Genomic DNA, 26108 nt, shown 5'->3' with positions numbered 1-26108 from the left:
CGACGCTCAACCCCGCCCAGGGCCGGCGCCCAACGCCCACCCCCACCTCACCCCGAAGCCGACACCTGGCACCCGGGCCGACACCCGACCCCCACCCCAGGCAACCGAGCCCAGCCCCATTGCCACGCCAGCGCCATTGCCGCGCCGTCGCCCATGGCCGCCCCCTCGGCCCACGACCGACCAGCCAGCCTCACAGCCGGCCAGTCAGCCGCACGAAACCATCGCCACGAGCGCTGTCAGCCCCCGCTTCGGGAGTGACCCGCTCACACCTCCAGACGACCGTCAACCCTCCGCGGAACGGACAGCGGGTTGTCGTCCTTGAGCTCGTCCGGCAGCAGCGCCTCCGGCCAATCCTGGTACGCCGTGGGCGCCAGCCACCGATCGATCGCCGTCGCCCCGACAGAGGTGGACGTCGTGGTCGCGGCAGGCCAAGGACCGCCGTGCTGCATCGCCCAGCACACGGCCACCCCGGTCGGCCACCCGTTCCAGATGAGCCGGCCGGCCTTCCTCCCGAGCACCTCGACGACCTCGCCGGCCTCCTCAGGATCGGCGCCGTGGACGGTCGCGGTCAGCGACCCTTCCAGCCGCTCAAGCACGGGCCGCAAATCGGAAATTTCCCGATACGTCACCACGATCGACGCCGGCCCGAAGCACTCCTCGGCGATCCGCGGCAGCTTCTCCTCGAACGTGTCGAGATCGGCGGTGAACACCTTGGGCGTGACCGCCCAGCTCCCCTCCCCAGGCTTGCCCTCGGCCAGCAGCTGCAGCTCGCCCAGCCGCTCGACACCGCCGACGTACCCGTCCCTGATCCGCTCGGCCAGCATGGGGCCACCGCTGGTCCCCTCGACCGCCTCGGCCAGGGCCTTGCGCAGCTCGTCACCCTCGGGCACGAACATGAGTCCGGGGTTCGTGCAGAACTGCCCGACCCCCAGCGTCAGCGACCCGGCGAACCCCGTGGCCACGTCCTTGGCCGGCGCGGAGGGCAGCACGACGACGGGGTTGACGCTGCCCAACTCGCCGTAGAACGGGATCGGCACCTCCCGCTCGTCGATCAGGCGCTGGATCGCCTTACCCCCGGCCACGGACCCGGTGAACCCGGCCGCGACCACTCCGGGGTGCTGCACCAGATCGATCCCCGCCTGCATGCCCTGCACCAGACCCAGCAGGTCGGGGTACGGGAGCGCGTCACGAACGATCTTCGCCACCCGCTCGGAGGTGTTCGGGTGCCCGGGGTGCGCCTTGACGACCACCGGGCATCCCGCTGCCAGCGCGGACGCCGTGTCACCACCGGCCACCGAGAACGCGAACGGGAAGTTGCTGGCCGCGAACACGGCGACGACACCCGGCAGTGCGTGCTTCATCCGCCGCACATCGGGCCGCGGCGGCGCGAGCGAGGCATCCGCATGATCGATGATGGCCTCGACGTAACCGCCGTCCCTGAGGACCTGGGCGAAGAGCCGGAACTGTCCCGCCGTACGCGCGACCTCGCCGCGCAGCCGCACCTCGCCGAGCGCGGTCTCCTGGTCGGCGAGCTGCCACAGCTCGTCCACGTGCGCGGTGAGCGCGTCGGCGACGGCCTCGAGCGCGAGCGCCCGCTCAGCCGCCGGAGTCGCCCGCCAGGCAGCGCCGGCGGCTGCCGCGGCGGAAACGATCAAGTCGACCCCGGCACTGTCGGTCTCCGGCAGTGCGGCGCCAACGGTCCCGCCGGTCCTGGGGTCGTGTCCGTAGATCATCGAAAGGCCCTTCCGAGCTTGACACTTCTTCAGCTTGATTCTTACAGTTGCGGCAACTTGTCCACAAATCTGGCTATTGTTCACATATCTGGACGGCGGTCTAAATGATCATCAGACAGATCCACGTCACCCCTGTCGCCTTCCGGGATCCGCCGCTTCTGAACGCCGCCGGAGTCCACGAGCCGTGGGCCCTCCGTACCATTGTCGAGGTCGTCACCGATGAGGGCCTGACCGGGTTGGGGGAGACCTATGGGGACCTCGGGCACCTGGGCAAGGTACGCGAGTGCGCGCAGGCCCTGATCGGCCTCGACGTGCACGCCACGAACACGATGTACGCCCGGATCAGCGCGATCGTCGGCCACACGGTGACCGACCTGCACGGACTGACCGGTGCCGCCACCAAGGAGAAGAGCATCGACCGGGTCTTCTCCCCCTTCGAGGTGGCCTGCCTCGACATCCGGGGCAAGGCGGCCGGTGTCCCGGTGAGCGACCTGTTGGGCGGCCGTGTCCGGGATGCGGTGCCGTACAGCGCGTACCTCTTCTACAAGTGGGCGGGCCACCCCGGCCAGGACCCCGACCGGTTCGGCGCAGCCTTGGACGAATCGGGTCTCGTAGAAGAAGCGTCCCTCCTCATCAAGGAATACGGCTTCGAGTCCATCAAGCTCAAAGGCGGTGTTTTCCCTCCCGACCAGGAAATAGCCGCAACCCGCGCGCTTCACGAGGCATTCCCTGGGGTTCCCCTCCGCCTGGACCCGAACGCCGCCTGGACGGTCGAGACCTCGATCCGCGTGGGCCAGGAACTGGAAGGCACCCTCCAATACCTGGAGGACCCCACTCCCGGCATTTCCGGCATGGCGGAAGTGGCCGCCGCCGTCCCCATGCCGCTCGCCACGAACATGTGCGTGGTCACCCATGAACACCTCCCTCCCTCCATCGCATCCCGCGCGATCGGCGTACTTCTCCTGGACCACCACTACTGGGGCGGTCTCGTACGTTCCGCGCACGTCGCCACCTTGTGCGACACCTTCGGCCTGGCGCTGTCCATGCACTCCAATTCCCATCTCGGGATCAGCCTGGCCGCCATGACCCATTTGGCCGCCGCCACACCGAACCTCACGTTCGCGTGCGACACGCACACCCCCTGGCAGGACGGCCAGGACGTGGTGGCGCCCGGCGTCCTGCGCTTCGTGAACGGCGCCGTCCCCGCGCCCACCGGCCCCGGCCTCGGCGTCGAGCTCGACCGCGACGCGCTGGCCGTCATGAACGAGCAGTACGAGAAGTGCGGGATCTCCGCCCGCGACGACACGAGTTACATGCAACGCTTCGAGCCCACCTTTTCCGCAAGGAGACCGCGCTGGTGAACGTGGCCTACGTCTACCCCTGGGACATCGTCGGCGACCCCTCCGCCCCCGACCGCCTGGCCGGCCTCGGGGTGGAGGCGGTAGCTCTGGCAGCGAGCTACCACTCGACGAGAGCGGCCACGCCTTACCACCCGTCCCATCGCGTGCTCGACGTTCCCTATCCGGCCTTCTACCTGCCGATCCGCCCGGCGTCCTGGTCCCGCCTGGTCCCCGCGGCCCCCACCTGGACCCCGGAGGACGCGTACCTCCAGGCCCGAGACGCTCTGAAGGCGGTCGGCCTCCAGGTGCACGCCTGGACCGTCCTGACGCACAACTCCCACCTGGGCACCGCGAATCCCGACCTGGTCGTACGCAACGCCTTCGGCGACCCGTACCCGTACGCGCTCTGCCCTGCCCACGAGGACGTCCTGGAGTACTGCGAGCTCCTGGTCAAGGAGATCCTCACGGTAGGCGAGCCGGACGGCCTCATCCTGGAGGCCTGCGGCCCCATGGGCTTCGGCCACCAGAGCGTCCACGAGAAGACCTCCGGCGCGGACTGGACACCCGCCGACTCGGACCTCCTCTCCCTGTGCTTCTGCGCTGCCTGCGCCGACCGCTACCCCGCAGACACCCGAGACAGAGTCCGCGCCGCCATCGACCGCACCCACCCCGCGCAACCCACCCCAGCCCCCACGCTCGGCACCACCGCCGCCGCCACCAGCACCAGCACCAGCACCAGCACCAGCACCAGCACCAGCACCACGATCGGCATCACCACGGCGGGCAACACCCTGGCCAGCGCCACAACGGCCAGCACTAGCACCACGGCCGACACCACCACGACCGGCGCCACAACGGCCAGCACCACCACCACGGCCGACACCACCACGACCGGCGCCACAACGGCCAGCACCACCACCACGGCCGGCACCACGACTCCCAGCACTCACCCACTCACGATCGAACAGGCTCTCGGCGAGCTGACCGACGAGGTCCGCGCCATCCGCGTAGACCTGTCCGACGCTCTCCGCCACCGCCTGATCGCCGTCGCCCGTAGCACGGCCCCCAACACCCCCATCACCCTGCACGCCAACCCGAACCCCTGGGCAGCAGGCGCCTTCGCACCACTGCCGTCAGGCGAACCGGGAGCGGACGTGCTGGTGGCCAACTGCTGGGGCGACCCCGCCACGGACGCCACCCGCCTCGCCCAGCTCAAGGACCTGTCCACCCCTGGCCAGCGAATCGGCGCCTACGTCCTGGCCCTGCCCCCTCGTCCGGCCGACGCCGCGGCCCTGGCCGACCAACTCCGTACGTACGCCAAGGCAGGCGCGACCGAGTTTCACCTGTACCACGCCGGCCTGGCCTCCCCACAGCGCCTGGCCGCCATCACAGAGGCCCTACGGCAGCACGCCTAACGCGACAACCCCAGCCACCCGAACTCCCGCCGAGAACCGAACTCCAGGGTCCTGCGCAATACGTGGGGCCCTGAACGCTGAAGCCCTCGCACCGCAGATAAGTTGCCATACGTGACCAATGTGCGAATTGTGTACCGAAAGTACGGCGGAGCGCTGCACTGGAACCACCCCGGCCAACTGCTGGGCGAGGACGAACACGGAGTCTGGGCCGAAGTCCCCGGCGGAACGGTCGCCCGCAAGGGCGAGGGCCCACCGGTCACGTGGGAGACCACTGCGATCATGCTGTTCCCTCGAAACGCCTGGTGGACTGCGTCCTTCAACGCACCACCCCACCGAAGCGAGATCTACGTCGACGTCACGACCGTTCCCGAGTGGAGAGACGGCGAGGTGACGATGCTCGACCTCGACCTCGACGTGATCAGGATGCGAGACGGCCGCCTCATCCTCGACGACGAAGACGAGTTCGCCGAACATCAGGTCCTCCTGGGCTATCCCCCCGAGCTCATCACCCAGGCAGAAGCCACTGCCCGCTGGCTACTCGACGCAGTAGGCCACAGAAAGGGCCCATTCGGCGGGGCCCACCTCGAATGGCTCACCAGAACCACCTGACCAACTCACCACCAACTAAAAGAACCCGCACCGCCACGCCTTACAACCACCGGAAAACCACACCAAAATATCCACCAACAACCCCTTTTCATCTCTATACGGCACGGGCAACGCGCCGATCGTGAAGACCGGCGACGACCTTGCAGAGATGCTCAACCTTGAACGGGCTACAGCAAAGCTTCTACGACCTGGGCCTTTCGCGCGCTCGTGGAGACCGCGGAGCTTGGCGTCGACTCAGCCGCCCTGGGCGTAAGTGTCGCCGTTGCGCAGGTGGGCCAGCACCAGTAATGCCTGCTGGCCAGAGGCGAGCTTGCGCCATCGTGAGCCGCCGGCGGTGCGGTGGCGGCGGCGGATGATGCCGGCGAGGTGGCCAGGGAGCGGCGTGACACCGGTACTGCGGCGCGGTAGAACAGCACACGAAGCTCCTGAAATGGTGTTGCTCTTGGTCGACAACCCATCTACCAGGGGCTTCGCTATTTGTGATCAAGCCGGGTGATCAGCAATCGGGTCATGACCTACTCCTTCAGATGAGAAATACCTCCCTGCTCGATCCGTCAGCGGTCAGTGGCGTGCGCAAGGCCGCCGGGCAGGCCCACACCGCCGACGCCGGAGTGGATCAGCCGTGCAGTCACACGCGATAAACCCGATGACGTCGATGGTCATCCCCGCGATAATCGCCAACGTGGAAGAGGTCGAGGTCGTGGTCGCCCATAACGAGCGCGCGACCCTGCGCGTCGGTGACGTGTTTCTGAAGATCGACTCCGATCAGACGCGCACCGACGTCGAGGTCGAGGCGATGGCTATGGCGCCGATCCCGACGCCGGAGGTCCTGTGGCGGAAACCGCCCGTGCTCGCGCTCGCCGCCCTTCCAGGCACGGCACTCGGCCGCCTCGGCGAGCCGTCGACCGCGTCGCCGGCGGCGTGGGCCGCGGCGGGTGCCGCCGCACGGATGCTGCACGACGCGCCACTGCCGCCATGGCCCGGTCGGAGCCTCGACGAGATCGCATCGCACCTCGACGACGAATGCGAGTGGCTCGTCACGAACGGCGTCCTTCCCACCGACCTGGTCACGCGCAACCGCCAGGTTGCCGAGGCTGCGCTCCGACCGTGGACACCGGTGTTCACGCACGGCGACCTGCAGATCACCCACGTGTTCGTCGACGGTGACGAGATCACCGGCGTGATCGACTGGTCCGAGGCGAGCCGGGGCGATGCCCTGTTCGACCTCGCCACCTTGACGCTCGGACACGAGGAGCACCTTGGCGACGTCGTCGCCGGCTACGGCACCGACGTCGACCTCGACGTGATCCGCGCGTGGTGGTCGCTGCGAAGCCTGCTGGTGATCCGCTGGCTGGTCGAGCACGGCTTCGACCCGTCCTCGCCAGGCTGCGAGGTCGACGTGCTGAGATCCCGGCTGTAAGGCTCCACGAGCCCGACGGCTACGAGTGCCGTTCTGCCGCATCAAGCGGGCCATCTCCTGAAGCGCGTCGCCTTCCGGACCAACGAGGTCACGGTCCTCGAAGATCCCCGGCAGCCGGTCGGCGACATCGGCAGCCGACGCACGACTCAAGTCGACGCTGCGCCTCAGCTGAGGACCAGCAACTGCCTCAAATAGACCCAGGATGAAAAGCCTCACCACCCCCCGGCACCTCACCACCGCGCCGCATCCCACCACCGCCCGGCACCTCACCACTGCCCGGCATCTCATCACCGCGCCGCACCACCGCGCCGCGCCGCACCACCGCGCCGCACCTCACCACCGCGCCGCACCTCACCACCGCCCGGCAACTCACCACCGCCCGGCAACTCACCACCGCCCGGCACCTCACCACCACGCCGCATCCCACCACCGCACCGCACCTCACCACCGCCCGGCAACTCACCACCACGCCGCATCTCGCTATGACGTCACCCGAGACCCGGCCTTCGAGACCTCGGCCAATTTCTCAAACAAGGCCACCAATATCGCTCTAGCAAGCGCCGACAGCTCCAACATCAGCTCCGTGACTCGGCGCCGGCGCGTGCGAATTTAGCCCGCAGCGGAAACGAGCCCACTCTCATATGCCGCGATAACCAACTGTGCCCGATCCCGAGCCTCCAATTTGGCCAGCAGCCGAGTGATATGAGTCTTCACCGTAGCCAAGCTCACCTGAAGATATTCCGCGATCTCCCCATTGGACAAGCCGCGCGCGATCAACATCAGAACCTCGCGCTCCCGCTCCGTAACCCCGTCCAACCCCTTCACCCGAGGCAGAACCGGTGTACGCGTGAATTCCTCAATCAGCCTGCGCGTAACCGTAGGCGCCAACAAAGCTTCCCCACTCGCGACCACGCGAATAGCGGCGAGCAGATCCGCCGGCGGCGTGTCCTTTAGCAGGAATCCGCTAGCCCCAGCCCTCAGTGCATCATAGACATAAGAATCGAGGTCGAACATCGTCACGACAAGCACTCGGGAAACATCGCGGAGGCACCGAGCGGCCTCGATCCCATCCATTTCGGGCATTCGAACATCCATAAGCACGACATCCGGCCGCTGTTCCAAAGCGACAGTAACAGCCTCCACCCCAGTGGCCGCCTCACCGACAACAGCCAGATCCGGCTCGGAGTCCACAAGCACGCGAAAACTTCCCCTGAGCAACGCCTGGTCGTCGGCGATAACGACTCGGATCACAAGACCTCCTCATAAGGCAGTTCGGCGAAAACACGAAACCCTTGGCCAGAAAGGCGCCCGGCTTCAAACGTCCCGCCGTACATCATGACCCGCTCCCGCATCCCGATCAGACCATGCCCGGTGCCGGCAGCAGGCGACATACGACTGCCAGTCCCGTCATCCACCACCTCGATCCGTACTTTCTTGCCATCGGCGACCACGGAAACCCGGCAGCGAGCGCGCGCGGCATACTTGATGACATTCGTCAGCGCTTCCTGCACGATGCGATAAACCGACAGCCCCACGCCCTCAGGCATCCGCCCTCGCCTGCCGGGCTCCCCTTCTCCGCGTCCATCGCCATTCCCGATCCGTACCTCGACCCTGACCTCGACCCCGGCCAGCCGAGCCTGCGCCACCAGCCCTTCGATCCCCGCCAGACCAGGCGCGGGGACAAGGTCAGGCTTGGAGGAAGAGCGAAGCACACCGAGCAAATAGCGCATCTCAACCAGCGCGCTCCGACTGGCCGTCTCGATCACACGCAGCGCGTCATGCGCCTCGTCCGGCTTGGTCGCCATCACGTGATTGGCCACGCCGGCCTTGACGGCGATCAATCCCACGCTGTGTGTGACCACATCGTGCAGCTCGCGAGCGATCCGTAAACGCTCTTCCGTCACCGCCTGCGCCGCCAACCGCTCAGCGTCGCGGGCCGCGTAGAGCCTGCGCTCCTGCACGGCCCGGCCGACCGTCCAAGCGCCGCCCAGCGCTGCGATCCCCATGAGTGGCTGGTCGAGATGCAACAGCCATCCCGGAGCGGTGTCACGCGGCGCACCCGCTAGAGCCAGGCCAAGGACTGTGACCAGGCTCAACCCGCCGATGGCCGATGTCGGGACCACGGCCCCGAACCTGTCGGAGAGGGCGACTATATAAAGCGCGTACGCAGGCGCGAGGTAGGCGAACCCCACGGCGTCGACCAGCGCGGCGAAGACGGCGATCACAAGCGTGAAGCAGAAGACGGGCAGGGGCCACAGCCTTCGCAACCCCAGCGGCAGCCCCAGCCAGCAGGGGATGGCGATCCTCATCCAGGGCGGCAGCGCGGTGGCGTTCACCGCCACCGTGAAAGAGACAAAGGCAAAGCACATCCCCGCCGCCACATCGAGCATGATCAGCTGGCCACGGCTCAATCGCCTGGCGAAGAAGGGATGGGTGTCGTCCACGCGTTGAACGGTAGCCGCTGCGGCGGTCTCCTCACGTCAACCCAGGGTCTGACCTTGAGATTCGAACCGTGGTCCGACGCGCGGGCGGCCCGCCGTCCCGCATCCTTTACCGCGTGATCGAACTCCAGCACCTCACGAAACGCTACGGCGGCACCCTCGCCGTGGACGACCTGTCGTTCAGGGTCGAGCCGGGTCACGTAACCGGCTTCCTCGGCCCCAACGGCGCGGGCAAGTCCACCACGATGCGCCTGATCCTCGGCCTCGACGCCCCGACCTCCGGCCAAGCACTGGTCAACGGGCGCCGATACACGTCGATCGCCAAGCCGATGCACGAGGTGGGCGCCCTCCTCGATGCCAGTGCCGTCCACGGCGGTCGCAGCGCCTACAACCACCTGCTGTCCCTGGCCCGCACCAATGACATCGGCCCTACGCGAGTGGCCGAGGTGCTCGACCAGGTCGGCCTGGCAGGCGTGGCCCGAAAGCGGGTGGGCGGGTTCTCACTCGGCATGAAACAGCGGCTCGGCATAGCGTCGGCGCTGCTCGGCGATCCGGCCGTGTTGATGTTCGACGAGCCAGTGAACGGCCTGGATCCAGATGGTGTGCGCTGGATCCGCGACCTCATGCGTTCTCTGGCCGCCGAAGGTCGCACGATCCTGCTCTCCAGCCATCTGATGAGCGAGATGGCCCTCACCGCCGAGCGCATCATCATCGTGGGCCGCGGCAGGCTGATCGCCGAGGCCACCGTCGCGGAGCTGACAGCGCGCTACCCCTCGCTAGAAGACGCCTACATGGCCCTGACCGCCGGAAGCGTGCAGTACGGAGCGTCCCGATGAAAGCGGTCCTCTCCGCCGAATGGCTGAAGCTGCGCTCAGTGACCTCCACCTACCAGACCCTGGGTACGGCGGCCCTCACAGTGCTCCTGGGCGTGGCCTGGACCTTCTATGTGAGCGGCCTGGCCGACGAGCGAGGCGAGCTGCGGGCAGCGGCCCCAGAGCAGGGCTTCCTTCCGCTCGTCCAGATCAGTCTGGCGGTGCTGGGCGTGCTCGCGATCACTTCCGAGTACGCCACGGGGACAATCAGCACCAGTCTGATCGCCGTCCCGAAACGCGGCACATTACTTCTGGCCAAGGCCGGCATCGTCGGCCTGGCCACGTTGGCAACCGCGAACGCGGTCCTCCTGGTCACCTATTCGGCGAGCCGCTTGATAGCGAGCGGTCACGAGCTGGGCTTCAACAACACCTCGATCACCGACGACCTGCCCATGCTGCTCGCTTCCGGCCTGTCGGTGACCGCCCTGGCACTGGTAGGCCTCGGCCTCGGCACCGCGATCCGCTCAACAGCGGGAGCAATCGTCTCGATCGTGGCATTGCTGTTCGTGCTTCCAGGTGTCGTCAACTACTTGCCCCCACCCTGGAACACCCGCGTGGCCACGCTCCTCCTACCGAACCTCGTCCCCCAAATAGCCGACCAGCGCCTCTCCTCGCGCTTGGGCGACGGTCTTCTGCCTCCCTGGGTCGCACTTGCCGCCCTCCTCGCCTATCCCCTCGTCGCCCTCGCCATTGGCTACTACCAACTCAACCGCAGAGACGTCTGAGTCCTCGCTTCCCTTTCCAGGACGAACACCACAGACGCCACCACACAAACGAGACAAGCCCCGACAGAGCACCATCAGCCCCGAAACGAGCGCCCATGCAGGCGCGCTCCCACGCGAACCGAAATACCCGTAGGAGCATCCGGCGTCAGAAGTGACACGAGCATCCCCTACGCCACGATCGAGCAACCGCAGACGCACTCTCACCACGGAAGCGCGGGCCGCGAAGCCGCCCTCACCGCTGGCGCGCGAACGGCAAAGCCCACGCTAAGCACTGGAGCAAGGACACCAAAGCCCGCTCTCGCCAAATGAGCAGCCAGTGAAACGAACGCTCTCGACTGAAGGACGCACGAGCGTTCGAGCATCCCCGTACCAAGAACCAACGACCATGAACGCCCCAACCGCGGCAACAACGCGAACGAGCACGCTTTCGCCCTACGAAGGGACGCTTGTATGAGCATCTCCAGCAGGAGGAAGAGCCATTTGCGTAAGCGTTTCCCGGCGGAGTGTCGGCACGCTCTCGCTCAAGCGTCTTCAGTAAGCGCTATAACGACGGCTGCACGAGCTTCCTCACCATCACCTGACCGAACGTTCCCACACCACAGCAATGGCTCTGGGAACGCAAGGCCATACGAACGCTCCCGCCCCAGGAACAGGCATAACGGAGCATTTCCCTCACGAACGGACCAACCCCGCATGACCGCACTCATCCGAAGAATGGGTACCCGCATCGGCATCCTCAGCTCGGAGCGGACGGAAGCATGAGCGTTCTTACCTCGGAATGGCTGAAGGTACGTTCCCTCCGCTCCACGCACCTGATTCTCGGCCTCAGCCTAGGCACGGTTGTCTTGGGGTTCGCACTCGCCATGATGGCCGCCAACATGTACGACACCGCCCCCGCCGCCCGGCGACCCGGCGCTCGGATCGCGGATCTGGAGGAGGTGATCGTGATCGTGCCCCAACTGTGCATGGGCATCCTGGGCACGCTTGTCATCACTTCCGAATACGTGACCGGCTTGATCAGAACGAGCTTGACCATCGTCCCGCGTCGTTGGCCCGTCCTCGTCGCCAAATCCGCCATCGTCGGCACGCTGGGCCTGATCATCGGCTTGGTGACGGTCTTCAGCACTTACTTCGTCACCCGATGGGTGATAGGCGACCGCTTCTCCGGCGCATACACCGACGCCTTCATGGACCGACTGCCACTCCTCACTGCCATCAGCCTCACAGTGCCTACGTTCGCGTTGCTCGGCTTGGGCTTGGGCGCGCTCTTCCGTTCGACCGCCGCCTCAATCGCCACCTTGGCCGGCCTCGTCTACGTGATCCCCATAATCATCGGCAACATCCCGGAGCCATGGAGTGAACGCCTCGGCTCTGTGATGATCGGCGCACTTCCCCGCGAAATCACGGGCGAGCTGATCAGCACATCGGTATACGGCTCCCTCCTGTCTCCCGTAGCGGCCGCCGCAGTGCTGGTCGCGTACGCAGCGTTCCCGTTGACAGTGGCCATGTGGCTGGTAGGCCGGAGGGACGCCTGAGATGTCCACTCTGGGGCCTTTGACGCGACCACTCCATCACCACGTCAGGCCGAGCGCCACTTCTCGCCTCAGACGCGCCTGGCAACTCGCCCGCCGCATCATCGGTCTCCCAAGGACACGCCGCAACACCATCGCAGCGAGACCCGCAGGACAAGCAAACGTGCCCGTTCACCAGGCGCGGAGGCTCCGGCAGGATCCATGGGCTCCCCGTTTCCTGGCAAGGCGAGAAAGACCAGTCGTCCGCAACATCCGATCCGACCAGCACGCCGTCGGTCTGCCGCGCACGAAAGCGCCAGAAGAGCTCAACCGTCTCCGACAGCCAGCAACGCCCAACGAATCGGGTCGCTCACAACACCGCCGACCCTTCGCAGCCAAGGTCCCTGGCGCTCCTTGGGGCACCCACCAGCACCAAGGCCACCAGTCCCACTCACGAGTGGCAAGGTCGGCCGGAACAGCAGGGACAGCTGGGAACAGTAGGTGCTACAGGGACAGCAGGGACAGCGAATGCCTCAGCCCTCAGCAGCCACCCAGAGCGGCGAACGACGCCGCACCATCCAAAGCACCTGCGCCCACTCAATGGACAGCGAGGACAACAAACCCCTCAGCCCTCAGCGGCCATCTGGACCGGCGATGGCATCGAACCATCAACACCGACTGCGGCCGCCCAAAGGGCCAGCGGCGCCAAGTCCCCCAAATCGCTAGAGGCCGTTCCGGAAGGCGAGACGACCAAGCACCTCAGATGCCTGGCATCCACCCTGAAGGGCGAGAGCACCAAGCACCAGTGATGACAGGGCCCCGCCCCGCAGGACAAGACCACCAAACACCGGTAACGACCAGCACCCACCTCGAAGGACGAGACCACCAAACACCCGTAACAACCAGCACCCACGTCGAAGGGAAAGGGCGCTGGAACCCGCAGACCGCCAGTGCCCCGAAGAGGCAGCAGCACCGCATCGTCCGGGCCGGTAGTGCCGCTAGCCCGGAGGGGCGAAGGCAGCGAATCGCCTGGCCTTCGGTCGGCCTCCCGAAGGAGCAGGCGATGTGGTCGGATGCCCGTCCCACGCCTGCTCCCTCGGGGGTACGGCAGACGAACGCGTCTGCCGTACCGTGGGAAAGCTCAGACCTCGAGGATCACAGGGATGATCATGGGGCGGCGGCGGTAGGTGTCGCTTACCCAGCGTCCCACCGTACGACGGACCACCCGTCGGATCTCCTGCATGTCGACCACCCCGTCTGCGGCCTTCTCCGCGAGGGCTCGCTCGATCTGCGGGATGAACTCCTCGAACTGGGCAGGGTCGATGCCGGAACCACGCGCGTGGATCTCGGGGCCGGCGGTGAGCTTACCCGTGTTGGAGTCGACCACGACGACCACCGAGATGAACCCCTCGTCGCCGAGAATCCTGCGGTCCTTCAGCGAGGTGTCGGTGATCTCGCCCACCGACGAGCCGTCGACGTAGACGTACCCGGCGTGAACCGCACCGACGATCTTCGCTCGGCCGTCGACCAGGTCCACCACGACGCCGTCCTCGGCGATCACGATGTGGTCCTCGGGCACGCCCGTGAGAGCGGCCAGCTTGGCGTGCGCACGCAAATGACGCCACTCACCGTGAACGGGCATGAAGTTCGACGGGCGGGTCAGGTTGAGCACGTACAGGAGCTCGCCGGCGGCCGCGTGGCCGGAGACGTGCACCTTGGCGTTGCCCTTGTGCACGACGCGGGCGCCCCACCTGGTCAGTCCGTTGATGACCTTGTTGACCGCAGTCTCGTTCCCCGGAACCAGCGACGAGGCCAGGAGTACGGTGTCACCCTCGGCGATGCGGATCGGATGATCGCGGTTGGCCATCCTGGACAGCGCGGCCATGGGCTCGCCTTGAGAGCCGGTGCAGATGAGCACCACGTCCTGCGGCGGCCACTCCTCGATGTCGCGCGAGTCGACGATCAGCTCCGGCGGCACCTTGAGATATCCCAGGTCCCGGGCCACGCCCATGTTGCGCACCATCGAACGTCCGACCAGGGCCACCTTGCGGCGGTGCTTGGCGGCGGCGTCCATCACCTGCTGAATGCGGTGCACGTGCGAGGCGAAGCTGGCCACGATGACCCGCTGTTCGGAGGTGCGGATCACCTCGTCGATGACCGGCCCGATCTCGCGCTCGCTGGTGACGAACCCTGGCACTTCGGCGTTGGTGGAGTCGGACATCAGCAGGTCGACGCCCTCGGTGCCGAGCCTGGCGAAACCGCCGAGGTCGGTGAGGCGTCCGTCGCTCGGCAACTGGTCCATACGGAAGTCGCCGGTGTGCAGGACTATGCCCGCAGGCGTCCTGATGGCGACGGCCAGTGCGTCGGGGATCGAGTGGTTGACCGCGAGGAACTCGCAGTCGAACGGCCCGAAAATGTGCCGTTCGCCCTCGACGACCTCGAGCTTGGTCGGTTGGATCCTGTGCTCGGTGAGCTTGGCCTCGATCAGGGCAAGCGTGAGCCTCGATCCGATGAGCGGGATATCGCGCCGCTCGCGCAGCAGGTATGGCACCGCCCCGATGTGGTCTTCGTGAGCGTGCGTGAGCACCACGGCTTCGACGTCGTCGAGCCGGTCTCTGATGTATTCGAAGTCGGGCAGGATGAGGTCGACACCCGGCTGATCGGGCTCGGGGAAAAGCACCCCGCAGTCGACGATCAGCAGACGGCCGTCATATTCGAAGACGGCCATGTTCCGGCCGATCTCCCCCAACCCGCCGAGCGCGACGATGCGCAAGCCGCCGTCAGGCAGCACCGGCGGGGGACCAAGCTCAGGATGCGGATGGCTCATGCCTGGCCCCCACGGTCAGTTCGTGTTCTCAAAACTCCCGGTTCCTCCCCGTTCCTATGCGTCTGTCAACTTCACCCCGCCGGCTACCAGGCAAGCACGCAGCTCGGCGATTTGCGTCTCTGTCGCGTCCACGAGCGGCAGTCGTACCGAACCCACCGGTACGCCCACCATGCTCAGTGCCGCCTTTGCCATGATCGCGCCACCGGCGCGCAGCATGATCCCGTCTACCACGGGGGTCACCTGGCTGTGTACGGCCAGGGCCTGGGAGACCTCACCGTTCTTGTGCAGGTGGATCATGCGCGCCAGCTCGGCGCCCACTACATGCCCGACGACGCTGACGAACCCGGCCGCCCCCAGGGAGAGCCAGGCCAGGTTGAGCAGGTCGTCGCCGGAGTAGAAGGCCAGCTCGGTCGCGCTCATCACCTGGCTGGCGGCGAACAGATCACCCTTGGCGTCCTTGACGGCCACGATGCGTTCGTGCTGCGCCAGCCTCAGCAGAGTTTCGGTCTTGATCGGCACGCCACTGCGCCCCGGAATGTCGTACAACATCACCGGAAGGTCGGTCGCGTCGGCGACGGCGGTGAAGTGCTGGTACAGCCCCTCTTGAGGGGGCTTGTTGTAGTAAGGCGTCACCACCAGCAGACCGTGCGCGCCCGCACGTGCCGCCTGCTTCGCGAGCTCGACACTGTGGCGGGTGTCGTTGGTGCCCGCCCCTGCGACCACAGTCGCGCGATCGCCGACCGCCTCGAGGACGGCGCTGACGATGCGCTGCTTCTCCTCGTCCGACGTGGTGGGCGACTCACCGGTCGTCCCGTTGACGATCAAGCCGTCGTTGCGCTGCTCGTCCACCAGATAGGTGGCAAGACGTCGCACAGCCACATAATCGACCTCGCCGTCAGGAGTGAACGGCGTGACCATGGCGGTCAGCATGCGGCCGAAGGGCGCGTCTGTGGTTCCAGTTGGCGATGCCATAGTGCGAACGCTACCTGGATTCAGAAATCCATTGGACGCCGCCACCCCGCTTTGCCTGCCTGGAGCCGCTTTTTGCCCCCTTTCGCGGGCATCTCAGAGGCTTCCCTGACGACGACAACCATCTCACCTGACATCGGAACCCGTCCACTGATCGTCAAGTCACAGCGACGCACCCCCGCAGGCCACGCTCCGCACCACACCTGCCCACCACGCCCGCCAGGCGGGGCACCATGCCTGGCCAGCACGCCCGTCTGGCGGCCAGGCGGAGCGCCGGACCTGGCCGCAGTATCCAAAGCACCCGTCAGGCCGCGAAGAGCGCTACGTCTGACCGTCGCCGCCGAAATCAGTACGGCCACTGCAGCCGAAACACCCGTCGGGCCGCATAGCGTGCCGCATCCGACGGCCGAAGCCACACCAGGCCGCGGCGGGCATGTGAACGTTGGGTCCGCAGTACCCGGCTGGCTGAGCGGCCGCCGGCTTCGGTGATCCCGACGCGTATCCCCCGTCCGCCCACGACCCTCGGCCGGAGGGAAGCCGCAGGTGGACGTTGCGAGCGACTTTCCTGCCCTGGCGGCCACCCCAGAGGAGTGCGGCGGCCGTTACGCTCGCCCAGCTTCCAAAGGTGAGCCCGGCTGCGCTCGGTTGCCCCGGTCATGTTGCAAGGCTTCTACTAGGACAGTTCGATCTGGTATCTGATGAAACCTCGATTCTCAGCCACCTTGTCGTACAAGCGGCGTGCTGTCGCGTTGGACTCATGCGTGTTCCAGTACACGCGGGAGCAGCCGCGCTCCCGGGCCCAAGCGGTCACAGCCTCGATCAGCGCGCGAGCCACGCCTCTGCCTCGCGCTTCTGGAGCGGTGAACAGGTCCTGCAGGTAGCAGACGTCGGTGTCAGGCGCCGAGGTGTTCGCGTGGGTGAAGAAGTGCGTGATGCCGACGAGCCTGCCGTCCAGCCTCGCGCCGAAGGCGTGCAGACGGGTGTCCGCCTGGAACTCCTGCCATGCGCGGTCGTACATCTTGTCCGGTTCGACACGCTGGTAGAAGTCGATGTACGCGCGGAACAAGTCCTCCCAGACATCCCGGTCGGATGGAAGGAGCTTGCCTATGTCGATCATGAAGCTTCCTCATGCTTGGACATCTCCGAGGAGCACAGGCCTGCTGTGACTTGGTGGGGCAGTGCGGGATATGTCCTGGAGAGTGATTGATGTCGGAGTCGGTGCCACCAACTTAGGGAAAAGTGGCCCAGTGAGGTACGGCCACTCGGCGGTGATATCAGAAGACCACTTGCGCCTGATGGTTGGTCGCCACGCGCACTGACGTGGATGGCAATGCGCGGTACAACAGTGCGCCCCATCGCGCCGCAGCGAACAGCAGTGCATCCGTCGCGCGCCTCGAATGGCAGCGCACCCATCGCACGCGGCCGGTCGAAAAACTGCAGTCCACTGCACGGCTCGAACGGCAAGGCGCCTGTTGCACGCCTGCAAGGTGAAGGGTCAGTGCACGTCCCGAACGGCGACGTATCCGCCCGCTCTCAACGACCACGCCGCTATCAGGCCCCTTAAAGCATCGCGGCCGGCCAGGCCGCCTCAACCAGGCAACGCGGCCATCCCGCCTCCAAAGCTCACGTTGACCGCAAGCCTCGCACGGCAGCGACCAGCCTCCACCTCACTAGCAAGGCTGCCTTGAGAGACATCGCGGCCACCATGGACCTCGACAGCCCGCCCATCGCATGCCCCACAAGAGAGCCTTCCAGCGGACTCAGCCGCCGACCAGCCAGGCCGTTTCACGCACGCAACGCAGCCACCGCAGCTCCAGGGCCGCATCCACCACTGGACTCAAACGACTGCGTACCCGAGCGACAGTGCAGGCGCCGCTCGTTTCGAAATCCCGCGCCCATCGCGGGCCTCACGAGGTAACGTGCGACCAGGAGCCTCACTGATCAGGACCGCTCAAGGGGCAGCGCACTCACCGGACTTCCGAGGTCTGTGCCCATCGCAGACGCCGGACGGTGCGGATGCGTCCAAAGACCGGGTCGGCAGCCGCGTTCGGCCAGGTCAAACCACTGGTCAGGGCGCTGCCGCAGTCCCAAGTACGCGAATTGGAAGAGGTCGCCGATATGTGCTCGGGGGTACACACATCGACGACCTCTACCGGAGAATCGGTCCCTCTTACACCGGCGTTACAGGGTTTCTCCGATAATTTTCTGCCATCGCAAAGTTGGGGCTCCAACGACCATCGATGACGGTCGGTTACCTGCCGAATACGGCAACATGGGGCAACGCCTCACACGAACCCCCAGGGATGGACTAGTGGCCACCTCAGATCCGGTCTACCTGCGTGTCGTCGAAGACATTCGGCGGCAGATCACCGACGGCACCCTTCCCCCCGGCGCGCCGATCCCATCACGAGCGCAGCTGACCCGTAAATATCAGGTCGGAGAGACCGCCGCCCGGCACGCGCTACGCGTGCTCGCGGGTGAAGGCCTCATCATCGGCCGCGTGGGCTCGGGCCATTACGTCAGGGAACGCCCCGACCTCACCCCGCTCTACCGATGGCGCTTTCTCGATCACCCCGCCCCGTTCGCGGCCGATCTGCAGTCACAGGGCAGACGCGTGACATGGGACTGGCACAGCGAACCAACCGAAGCGGGGCCCGACATCGCCAAACGCCTGCGCCTCAGCGAGTCGACCACGCTGACCAGAACGCACTACATCTTTCGCGGCGAGGGCAAACCACTGCAGCTCGCCACGTCGTACGAGCCGCTGGAGTTCACCCCCCACTCCGAGGAGGAGCGGCGGAGCCTGGTCGCCAGGATGTACGCGCACGGCATAAAGATCACTGAAGTCGTCGAGAGCGTGCACACCCGGGTTCCGCGCCCCGCGGAGAGCGACGCGCTCGATCTGGCGGCTGGCGTCCACGTGCTGCACATCGAGCGCACCCACTGGGCAGGTGACCGTCCCGTCGAGACGAGCGACATCGTCGTTCCAGGCGACCGGTTCAGAGTCACGTACAGCATGCCCGTCTGAGCTCTCGGACGCGGGCGTCTCCGGGCGAAGCCCCTTCTCGCCCGGAGCCCCTCAGCCCGGGCATTGCGGATATCACCTCCTTTCGGACGGACAGGCCGGTTCCGATGGTGCGGTGAGCCTCCTCAAGGCTCACCAGCGAGTCAATCCGGTCCACAATCGGGCGTATTTGCCCTGATCTACGAATTCTGCGAGCACGGTGGGAGCGGGCGCACACGCCGGGTCCGTCGGCAGCTCGAACCTCATCCCATCCGCAGACCCGGTCACGCTCCGGCCTCCGCGAGGGAGCAAGTGACGACGGTACGCACCCAGCGAACCGCCGTAGGCGTTGAGGATCGCATCGAAGTCCTCGTCCGGCCTGCCGCGAGCCGCATCGTCACTCAGGTAGGCGGCGCCGAGATCGCGGCGGCACTGCGCGTTTACGGCGCCGGCAGTGACCTTGGTGCCCGTGGCCTGGCTGAGTTGGAGCAGGAGGCTGCCCACACCGTCGCCGACGAGCAGCGGACCGCAGGCGTACAGCGCTGATGCGCCCACGGCAACGATGGGCTGGGCGGCGCCGACCAGGATGAGACCAATCCATGGCGGAGGCCTCGCTGAGGTGACAGTGACGTAGTCGGGGCGGCGGTGCCCGCTGCTACGGGACGCGCTGGTCGATCTCATCGAGGAACGCGGGTTCGAACGCCCCACCGTGGGCGAGATCACCGAGCGAGCGATGGCGAGCCGTGTCGCTTTTTATCGGAACTATCGCGGTAAATACCACCTCGTGGAGCAAATCTTCGACGAGGCCATTGCGGCGCTGCTGGGCAGTATGGGCGATGACGGCGAGCGGCCCTCGATCGAGCACTGGGCCGCGTTCTTTGAATATGTCGCCGAATATCAGCCTTTGTTCGGCGCATTGTTCGGCAAAAAAGGCGGCCCGTGGTTCGCGGCGAAGAAGCGGTCCTCGCTCTCGAACATGGTCGCCCAGCACCTGGTCCCGCTCCCCACGTCGAGCGGCCTGGTCGCAACGCTGGCCGGCGGGATGTTCGTACAGGCGATCACGTGGTGGCCGGAGAACGGGCGGCCGATGTCACCGTACGAGATCGCCACGCGGGCGGGGCGACTCGCCTCCACCTTGATCACCGAGGTCGACCGCGCGCCGGGCTGACACATTTATCCCATCCGGCGACAAACGCTGGATTCCCGGCAAAAGCCCAGGTCAGAGATTGTCGGTGCGCGCTGATACAACGGACGCGGAGGTTGCCGATGCGAGTCAAAGACCTGTCCAAGAGCGACCGGCCACGCGAACGGCTCATGTCCAGCGGCGCCGCCGCGCTGGCGGACCGCGAGCTGTTGGCCGTGCTGCTCGGCTCGGGATTTCGCGGGTCGAGTGCCCTGGATCTCGCCAGCCAGGTGATCAAGCACTGCGGAGATCTCGATGGCCTCCGCCGTTCGGACCCGCATCGGTTACTCGCCGTGCCCGGAGTGGGCCCCGCCAAGGCCGCGCGAGTCGCCGCGGCCTTCCATCTCGTACGCCGTGCGGACGCGTGGCCGGAGCGCGAGCGGATCACCAGCACATCCGACCTCGCCAACCACTGCGCCCCGCTGCTCCGGGGCCGCAAGCAGGAGCGGCTCGTCCTGGTGGTGTGCGACACCCGTGGCAGGGTGCTGAAGCATTCGATCCTGACCGAAGGCGCGTCCGACCACACGGCGGTGCCGATCCGGGAGGTGATCACGGAGGTGCTCACCGCGAGCGGGGCCATGTTCGGCCTCGCCCACAACCACCCGGCCGGCTCCCTCGAACCGAGCCAATCCGACCTCGAGGCCACCGCCCAACTCATCCGAGCCGCCGAGACGGTGGGGCTACGGCTCCTCGACCACCTGATCATCACGGATGCCGCCTGGCGGCGAATCCCTACATAAATCAATTCCTCTAGGGACCATGAACCCACCGAACACCAAAGGGAATCATCCTGTGTATAGCGCCGAACTACAGTTTTCCAAGGGACGGCCATGAGAATCTAATACCGCGGGTAGGCCGTTACGGACGTCAGCCGGCCATTACTCGCAGCGGCATGGTCCCTTGCCTCCGGAGGGCTCGGGACCATGCCCGACACTCGCACCGATCCCAGGCGAAGCCCGGCGCTCTTCGGCGGGCGTTCGGGCAGGCGCGTCGCCTGGGATCGCAAGGTGCGCCCCCGATGGCACCTGCGTTGTGCCATCACCTAGGGTGTCCGGTTCGCGCGCTCGGCGGCCAAAGCGCGAACCGGACACCTGTCCATCCTCTCCAGGCCCGCGGCAAGCGCTGAGAGCCCTATCCGCTGGGTGTGGCGTGACGGGCAAGGCCATCCCGTACGGCATTTACGACCTGACCTCCGGCAGCGGCCAGGTCGACGTCGGCGCTGACCACGACACCGCCGCGTCCACCATGGAGTCCATCCGCGACACCGCCGACGTCCTAGATGCCTGGCTGCGCGCTCACCCGACGTGCAGGTCGTCCGCCGGGACAGCTCGGACGCCTACGCCGAAGCGATCCGCCGCGCACCTCCGGATGCCATCCAGGTCGCTGGTCGGGGGCACCTGCGGCACAACTTCGGCGAGGCGGTTCTGAAAGAAGTCACCGCCCAAAGCAGGGCCGAAGCGTACTCATGTGGTGAGACCGAGTAGTTGAAGACCGTCGGCAGGGTGGCTGCGGTAGTGGTCGATGGCTGCGGTGATGTTGGTCCAGCCGATGAGGCGGGTCAGGCCGACGGCCAGGTTGCGGAGGCCGGCCAGGATCCAGGGCGCGCCGCCGGTGCGGACCTTGCAGGCGTCTTCGCGGTGGGTGACGTCGCGGATGTGGTGCAGGGCCTCGACGCTCCAGTGCCCGCGGATCAGCGCGGCGAGCTGGGCATGGGTGATGCGGCCCGGTGGCAGGCTGGTGATGGCGTGGATCGTGATGATGGTGGTCTTGCCGGTTTTGAGGTCGGTGCGGCGGCGTTTGATCTGGATGGCCTGGGCGGCATGGGGAAAGGGCAGGTCGGGGCGGGTGGTGCAGATCTTCAAGCGGCGGATCTCGCGGCGGCCGTGCCCGCGCTCGTCGGTGCGGTCGTTGAGGACCGTTTCGCGCCAGGGCAGCGCCTTGAGCCTGCGGTGGAGCGTGGGCTGGTTGGCCTTGACGATGAACAGGAAGTGGCCGCCGGCGGCGACGATCTGCCGGGCATGCTCGTGCTGGGTGTGCAGGGCATCGGCGGTGATGACCATCGCGGACAGGTCCAGGCCGGACAGCAGGGGTGTGAAGGCGGGGATCTCGTTGCTCTTGGCCTCGACCTGCCGCTGGGCGAGCACGGTCTGGGTGTCGTGCCGGACGGCGGCCAGCAGGTGAGTGACACCGTCGCAGGTGCGGCTGCCGCGCAGGGTCTTGCCGTCCACGGCCAGGCCGAGCAGGGGTGTTCTGGCGGCAGTGGTCGTCTGGGTAGTCGTTTCTGGCGGGTGGCAGATGGTGATCGCGGCGAGGTAGGCGCAGGTCGCGGTGTCGAAGGCATCGCCGTCCAGGCGGGCCAGCAGCCGCCCAAGGGTGCTGGCGGCCAGCCGGATGGTGGCTGGGAGCCCGAGCTGGATGCGCAGGTCGGGGTCGTATCCGGCGATGAATCGGGTGATCTTCGCCAGGGATGTCGCTCTGCTGAGGACGGCGAGCAGGGATAACGCGAGCAGTGGGCCGAGTCGGTAGCGACGTCCTCGGCGGTGGCGTGGGTCGGGTACGGCATCCAGCACCTCGGCCAGGGTGGGCAGGTCGGAGACGGGGTAGGTGAGGGCGACGTGCTCCAAGTGGCGGGAGAGCACGTCGATCGTGGATGATGGCACGCGAACGCGGCCCCTGTTCTTGATCGACTGGCTAGACACCGACGATCATCAGGGGTCGCGTTTGTCATCTCCGCACTGGGGCGCCCCTACTTGCCCACCCGGCTCAGGGGTACAGCAGTCTCACCAGCCGAGAACGCAACGGCCCTGCCGCCCAAAGCGCCTGCTGCGGCCAAGACCGGACCGCCCCTGCAGAACGGGTAAGCACCTCTCTACCGCTACATTCACCCAAGGCCGCAGCGTCGAAGTCGACCGCCTGCCCATCTCCCCTCGCCGCTTTGCCCGGCTGCTGCTCACCCGGCCCGGCACCCTCAGCGAAGAGCACCGGAGCCTGCTGGACGGCCCCACCGTCGCCTGCCCGGAGATGATCGACCTGGCGGGACCCATCCGCAGTTTCGCCGACCTGCTCCGGCCACGCGAAGGCAATGTTGACCGTCTCGATGCGTGGATCCCCGCAGCCAGCGCCACCCATCTGCCTCACCTGCACTCCTTCATCCGCGGCCTTGACCAGGACCACGATGCCGCCACCTTGCCCTTTCACAACGGTGCGCCCGAGAGTGTGAACACCAAGACCAAGAGCATCATGTGACAGATGCACGGCCGTGGCGGGTTCGACCTTCTGCGCCCCCGCATCCTGCTGCAATGGAGCACCCAGCGCCACCACCGATTACGGGACAGAACCGTTGTTCTTACCGTCCCGTGCCGTCCAACAGGCTGGTCCAGATAGCCAGCACGCTTGCCTGGGTGTTCCAGAGGCTTTCCTCGATCACCACCTTTTGACGAAAGCGACGAGTTCTGCGGATGAAGTACTGGCCGCCGCTCTGGCACAGCTCGTAGAACGTCGGCTTACAAGCGCACGTGTAATCCCGGACCCTCACACGTACGGCGCGCGGCGACGAGGGATACCACTTGATGACGGCGTGATCGGGCTGTGGGTCCGGCACGTGGACCGCAATCTGGCAGCAGGGCCAGTCGAGGGGCTTGGGCACGGTTGAACAGTACGTCTGGTCGTCTCCTCTTGTCTAGCAAGTAGGGATGCTCTGTCTATATAGACAGCACAATATGGGAGGTCTTGCACCTGTTGGTCTAAGTTGCAGGCGTGCTCGACTATGACGGGGACACCCACATCTACCTCCAGATCGCCGAGATCCTTCGGCGACGAGTCTCCGGGCTCGCGTCCGGACACCCGGTGCCGAGCGAGGCGGACATCCAGCAGGAGTTCGGCGTCGCCAGGACCACTGCCAGGCGGGCGGTGCACGTACTTCGCGAGGAAGGGCTCATCTACACCGTTCAGGGCGAAGGGACTTTTGTCGGCGGACCAGACGAAGCGCCTCGTAAGCAGCGGAAAGTTCCCCTATACCAACAGATCGCGACGGACATCGCCGAGCAGATCAAGGAGGGACATTTCTTGCCTCGGCGCTCCATACCGGGTGAGTCGGCGTTGGTGGAGCAGTACGACGTGGCTCGGGAGACTGTGCGGCGCGCGATGGCGCTCCTGCGGGAGCAAGGGTGGATCTATACCGTTGCGCAGCGGGGCAGTTACGTGTCGCCGAAGGAGTCGTGGCCCCAGGGCTGACTGTGCTCGCCTGCTTGTATCCAGACGTCTACGCTGTGAGCATGCTCGACCGCGACGGGCCGGTCCCGATCTACGTACAGATTGCCGACGCGATCCAGGAGCAGATCGTCGGCGGGCGGTTGCGAGCCGGCGAGGCCGTGCCGAGTGAGGCGGCGTTGGAGGCGGGGTTCGGTGTCGCGCGATCGACCGCACGCAACGTGGTTCGGGAGCTGCGCGAGCGTCGTCTTGTCCACACCGTGCAAGGCGAAGGCACCTTTGTTGGGCCTGTCGGTGTTCCTCGGGTAAGGGCGAAGAGGGCCCTCTATCTGGATATCGCTCATGATATCGCTGCGAAAATCAGGCGCGGTAAGCTCCGGCCGAACTGTTCGATAGCGAGTGATGCGACCTTGATGCTGCGGCATGGGGTTGCCAGGATCACGGTCCGGAAGGCCATTGCGCATCTCAGGGAGCAGGGTTGGGTGTTCACTGTTCCTTATAGAGGGACTTATGTGAATGAGCCCGGAAAGTGGCCCTCGCACGAGAGCGTCCGATAGCCCCACTGCGGCTTGTGCTCCGCTGCGCATTGTGCCCTACTGCGCCTTGTGCCTCGCTGCGTCCTTGGGTAGGTGCGGCGCCTCACTAGGCGAGGGAGGTCGCCGGGGGCATGTTGCCGGCGTCATGGAGGAGGGGCGCCTTGTGACTGGACCCAGTGAGCGATGTCGGGGACGGGGGACGGGCTCATACGGCGGCGAGTGAGGGAACCGATCTCCGCTCATACGACAGTGGACGGGGGAAGGGATCTTCGCCGCGGCTGGCCCAGCGAGTCGCCGGGGGCGCGTTGCCGACGGAATGGAAGAGGGTGGCGTTGCAGCGGGCCCAGCGGGTCGCCGTGGATGCCCAGCGAGTCGCCGCAGCTGCCAGCAAGCCCCCGCTGCCGATAAGTCCCCCTACTGGCAAGTCCCCTGGCGGCAGGCCCCCTGGCGGCAAGCCCACACTGCCAGCAAGTCCCCACTGACGATGAGTGCCCGAGTCCGACGAGTGCTCATGTCCAGCAAGTGCCTGCGTCCCGTGAGTGCCCACTGCCGGCGAATGCCCGGTGCCGGCGAGTCGCCACCCAGCTGAGTTGCTTCGATTTCGTGATGCGCGATCCGGAGTCACCGGTTTCTGTTGCTTGGTGGTAAGGCCGGGCGTGGCGATCGAGGAGGCACCGGCCGGAGTCACCGATAGTGCTTCCCGGATAGCCGTCGGTTCTCGCGTCATGCTGGGTCCGTATGTTTAGAGCACGTATCCACCCTTCCACTAGACGTTTTCCTTGTGCAGGTCTGTACGGTTTCGTCTACGATCCGTACCGTGTTAGATCGCGAAGGTCCCGTGCCTATCTACAAGCAGGTCGCTGACCTGGTCCGCGATCAGATCGAGCGGGGTGAACTCAAAGCCGGCGATCCGGTGCCCAGTGAGGCGACGCTCGAGAAGGATTACGACATCGCCCGCACCACAGCCCGGCGGGTGGCTCGTGAACTGCGGGAGCAGGGGCTGGCGCACACCATTCAGGGCGAGGGGACGTTCGTCGGCCGGCCGGGGACGCCGCGTTCACCCAGGAAGGTGCCGCTGTATCAGCAGATCTCCACGGAGGTCTCCACGCGTATCGTCCAGGGCGAGCTCTCGCCGAACCGGGCTATTCCCGGCGAGAAAGTGATGATGCGGCAATACGGCGTAGCCAAGGTGACGGTGCGGCAGGCGGTCGCGCATCTCAGGGAGCAGGGATGGGTGTTCACCGTCCCTTATAGGGGCACTTTTGTGAATGAGCCGGAAAAGTGGCCCAGGAATAGGGATTCTTAATCCCCCTC

The 26108-nt window shown here is 66.3% G+C and carries 21 protein-coding genes and 4 pseudogenes; 16 read left to right on the top strand and 9 right to left on the bottom strand.

What is annotated here, in order from left to right:
• Positions 1 to 263 precede the first annotated feature (263 nt).
• Positions 264 to 1733 carry an aldehyde dehydrogenase (NADP(+)) gene (locus ACIHFD_RS16825; RefSeq protein ID WP_397367635.1) on the bottom strand — a complete coding sequence of 490 codons (1470 nt, stop codon included), beginning with the start codon at positions 1731 to 1733 and terminating at the stop codon, positions 264 to 266.
• A 104-nt stretch (positions 1734 to 1837) separates the two neighbouring features.
• Here ACIHFD_RS16825 and ACIHFD_RS16820 point away from each other — a divergent pair, with 104 nt between their 5' ends.
• The 3 genes from ACIHFD_RS16820 to ACIHFD_RS16810 all read left to right on the top strand — a co-directional run bounded on the left by ACIHFD_RS16820 (position 1838) and on the right by ACIHFD_RS16810 (position 5097).
• A complete protein-coding gene (locus ACIHFD_RS16820) occupies positions 1838 to 3094 on the top strand; it encodes a glucarate dehydratase family protein (protein ID WP_397367634.1) in 1257 nt (418 codons plus the stop codon).
• Positions 3091 to 4488, top strand: coding sequence for a hypothetical protein (locus ACIHFD_RS16815; RefSeq protein ID WP_397367633.1), 1398 nt, complete (start codon positions 3091 to 3093; stop codon positions 4486 to 4488). Before ACIHFD_RS16820 ends, ACIHFD_RS16815 begins: the two co-directional genes overlap by 4 nt.
• Positions 4489 to 4617: 129 nt before the next feature.
• Positions 4618 to 5097 carry a DUF402 domain-containing protein gene (locus tag ACIHFD_RS16810; RefSeq protein ID WP_350724708.1) on the top strand — a complete coding sequence of 160 codons (480 nt, stop codon included), beginning with the start codon at positions 4618 to 4620 and terminating at the stop codon, positions 5095 to 5097.
• 243 nt (positions 5098 to 5340) lie between these two features.
• On the opposite strand, the pseudogene ACIHFD_RS16805 reads toward ACIHFD_RS16810, so the two are convergent.
• A pseudogene (locus ACIHFD_RS16805) lies at positions 5341 to 5513 on the bottom strand (IS5/IS1182 family transposase); the annotation flags it as partial.
• A gap of 266 nt (positions 5514 to 5779) precedes the next feature.
• On the opposite strand from ACIHFD_RS16805, the gene ACIHFD_RS16800 reads away from it, so the two are divergent.
• Positions 5780 to 6517 (top strand): phosphotransferase, encoded by a 738-nt coding sequence (locus tag ACIHFD_RS16800; protein WP_397367632.1) that lies wholly within the window; start codon positions 5780 to 5782, stop codon positions 6515 to 6517.
• A gap of 609 nt (positions 6518 to 7126) precedes the next feature.
• Here the strand turns inward: ACIHFD_RS16800 and ACIHFD_RS16795 are convergent.
• Both ACIHFD_RS16795 and ACIHFD_RS16790 read right to left on the bottom strand, forming a co-directional pair.
• Entirely contained in the window at positions 7127 to 7768 is a 642-nt protein-coding gene (locus tag ACIHFD_RS16795) for a response regulator (RefSeq protein WP_397367631.1), read from the bottom strand.
• Entirely contained in the window at positions 7765 to 8961 is a 1197-nt protein-coding gene (locus tag ACIHFD_RS16790) for a sensor histidine kinase (protein WP_397367630.1), read from the bottom strand. The genes ACIHFD_RS16795 and ACIHFD_RS16790 overlap by 4 nt, the downstream gene beginning before the upstream one ends.
• A gap of 113 nt (positions 8962 to 9074) precedes the next feature.
• Here ACIHFD_RS16790 and ACIHFD_RS16785 point away from each other — a divergent pair.
• The 3 genes and pseudogenes from ACIHFD_RS16785 to ACIHFD_RS16775 all read left to right on the top strand — a co-directional run.
• Positions 9075 to 9728, top strand: a pseudogene (locus ACIHFD_RS16785) (ABC transporter ATP-binding protein); the annotation flags it as partial.
• A gap of 62 nt (positions 9729 to 9790) precedes the next feature.
• Positions 9791 to 10555 carry an ABC transporter permease subunit gene (locus ACIHFD_RS16780; RefSeq protein WP_397367629.1) on the top strand — a complete coding sequence of 255 codons (765 nt, stop codon included), beginning with the start codon at positions 9791 to 9793 and terminating at the stop codon, positions 10553 to 10555.
• 758 nt (positions 10556 to 11313) lie between these two features.
• On the top strand, positions 11314 to 12090 hold the full coding sequence (locus ACIHFD_RS16775; RefSeq protein WP_397367628.1) for an ABC transporter permease subunit: 777 nt from the start codon (positions 11314 to 11316) through the stop codon (positions 12088 to 12090).
• Between the two features lie 1117 nt (positions 12091 to 13207).
• On the opposite strand, the gene ACIHFD_RS16770 is transcribed toward ACIHFD_RS16775, so the two are convergent.
• From ACIHFD_RS16770 to ACIHFD_RS16760, 3 genes are all read right to left on the bottom strand, one after another.
• A complete protein-coding gene (locus tag ACIHFD_RS16770) occupies positions 13208 to 14893 on the bottom strand; it encodes a ribonuclease J (protein WP_397367627.1) in 1686 nt (561 codons plus the stop codon).
• Between the two features lie 54 nt (positions 14894 to 14947).
• Positions 14948 to 15865, bottom strand: a complete 918-nt coding sequence (dapA, locus tag ACIHFD_RS16765) for a 4-hydroxy-tetrahydrodipicolinate synthase (RefSeq protein WP_397367626.1) — start codon at positions 15863 to 15865, stop codon at positions 14948 to 14950.
• A 670-nt stretch (positions 15866 to 16535) separates the two neighbouring features.
• Positions 16536 to 16979: a GNAT family N-acetyltransferase gene (locus tag ACIHFD_RS16760; protein ID WP_397367625.1), complete on the bottom strand. Its 444-nt coding sequence runs from the start codon at positions 16977 to 16979 to the stop codon at positions 16536 to 16538.
• Positions 16980 to 18173: 1194 nt separating this feature from the next.
• On the opposite strand from ACIHFD_RS16760, the gene ACIHFD_RS16755 reads away from it, so the two are divergent.
• The 5 genes and pseudogenes from ACIHFD_RS16755 to ACIHFD_RS16735 all read left to right on the top strand — a co-directional run.
• Complete coding sequence (locus ACIHFD_RS16755) at positions 18174 to 18890, top strand: GntR family transcriptional regulator (protein WP_350724688.1); 717 nt, start codon at positions 18174 to 18176, stop codon at positions 18888 to 18890.
• 288 nt (positions 18891 to 19178) lie between these two features.
• A complete protein-coding gene (locus ACIHFD_RS16750) occupies positions 19179 to 19412 on the top strand; it encodes a hypothetical protein (RefSeq protein ID WP_397367624.1) in 234 nt (77 codons plus the stop codon).
• A gap of 106 nt (positions 19413 to 19518) precedes the next feature.
• Positions 19519 to 20034 (top strand): TetR/AcrR family transcriptional regulator, encoded by a 516-nt coding sequence (locus ACIHFD_RS16745; RefSeq protein ID WP_397367685.1) that lies wholly within the window; start codon positions 19519 to 19521, stop codon positions 20032 to 20034.
• A 98-nt stretch (positions 20035 to 20132) separates the two neighbouring features.
• Complete coding sequence (gene radC / locus ACIHFD_RS16740) at positions 20133 to 20789, top strand: DNA repair protein RadC (RefSeq protein WP_363967676.1); 657 nt, start codon at positions 20133 to 20135, stop codon at positions 20787 to 20789.
• Positions 20790 to 21204: 415 nt separating this feature from the next.
• Positions 21205 to 21309: pseudogene (locus ACIHFD_RS16735) on the top strand (hypothetical protein); the annotation flags it as partial.
• Positions 21310 to 21512: 203 nt separating this feature from the next.
• On the opposite strand, the gene ACIHFD_RS16730 reads toward ACIHFD_RS16735, so the two are convergent.
• Positions 21513 to 22709 carry an ISAs1 family transposase gene (locus tag ACIHFD_RS16730; RefSeq protein WP_397367623.1) on the bottom strand — a complete coding sequence of 399 codons (1197 nt, stop codon included), beginning with the start codon at positions 22707 to 22709 and terminating at the stop codon, positions 21513 to 21515.
• Positions 22710 to 22935: 226 nt separating this feature from the next.
• Here ACIHFD_RS16730 and ACIHFD_RS16725 point away from each other — a divergent pair.
• A pseudogene (locus tag ACIHFD_RS16725) lies at positions 22936 to 23295 on the top strand (ISL3 family transposase); the annotation flags it as partial.
• 100 nt (positions 23296 to 23395) lie between these two features.
• Here the strand turns inward: ACIHFD_RS16725 and ACIHFD_RS16720 are convergent.
• Positions 23396 to 23695, bottom strand: a complete 300-nt coding sequence (locus tag ACIHFD_RS16720) for a hypothetical protein (RefSeq protein ID WP_397367622.1) — start codon at positions 23693 to 23695, stop codon at positions 23396 to 23398.
• Positions 23696 to 23805: 110 nt separating this feature from the next.
• Between ACIHFD_RS16720 and ACIHFD_RS16715 the strand changes: the two genes are divergently transcribed.
• The 3 genes from ACIHFD_RS16715 (at position 23806) to ACIHFD_RS16705 (ending at position 26100) form a co-directional block, all read left to right on the top strand.
• On the top strand, positions 23806 to 24282 hold the full coding sequence (locus tag ACIHFD_RS16715; protein ID WP_350724680.1) for a GntR family transcriptional regulator: 477 nt from the start codon (positions 23806 to 23808) through the stop codon (positions 24280 to 24282).
• Between the two features lie 41 nt (positions 24283 to 24323).
• Entirely contained in the window at positions 24324 to 24815 is a 492-nt protein-coding gene (locus ACIHFD_RS16710) for a GntR family transcriptional regulator (RefSeq protein WP_397367621.1), read from the top strand.
• Between the two features lie 796 nt (positions 24816 to 25611).
• Entirely contained in the window at positions 25612 to 26100 is a 489-nt protein-coding gene (locus ACIHFD_RS16705) for a GntR family transcriptional regulator (protein WP_350724676.1), read from the top strand.
• The last annotated feature ends 8 nt before the right edge of the window (positions 26101 to 26108 follow it).

The organism is Nonomuraea sp. NPDC051941 (assembly GCF_044593615.1).
This window is presented reverse-complemented; position numbering and strand designations above follow the sequence as displayed.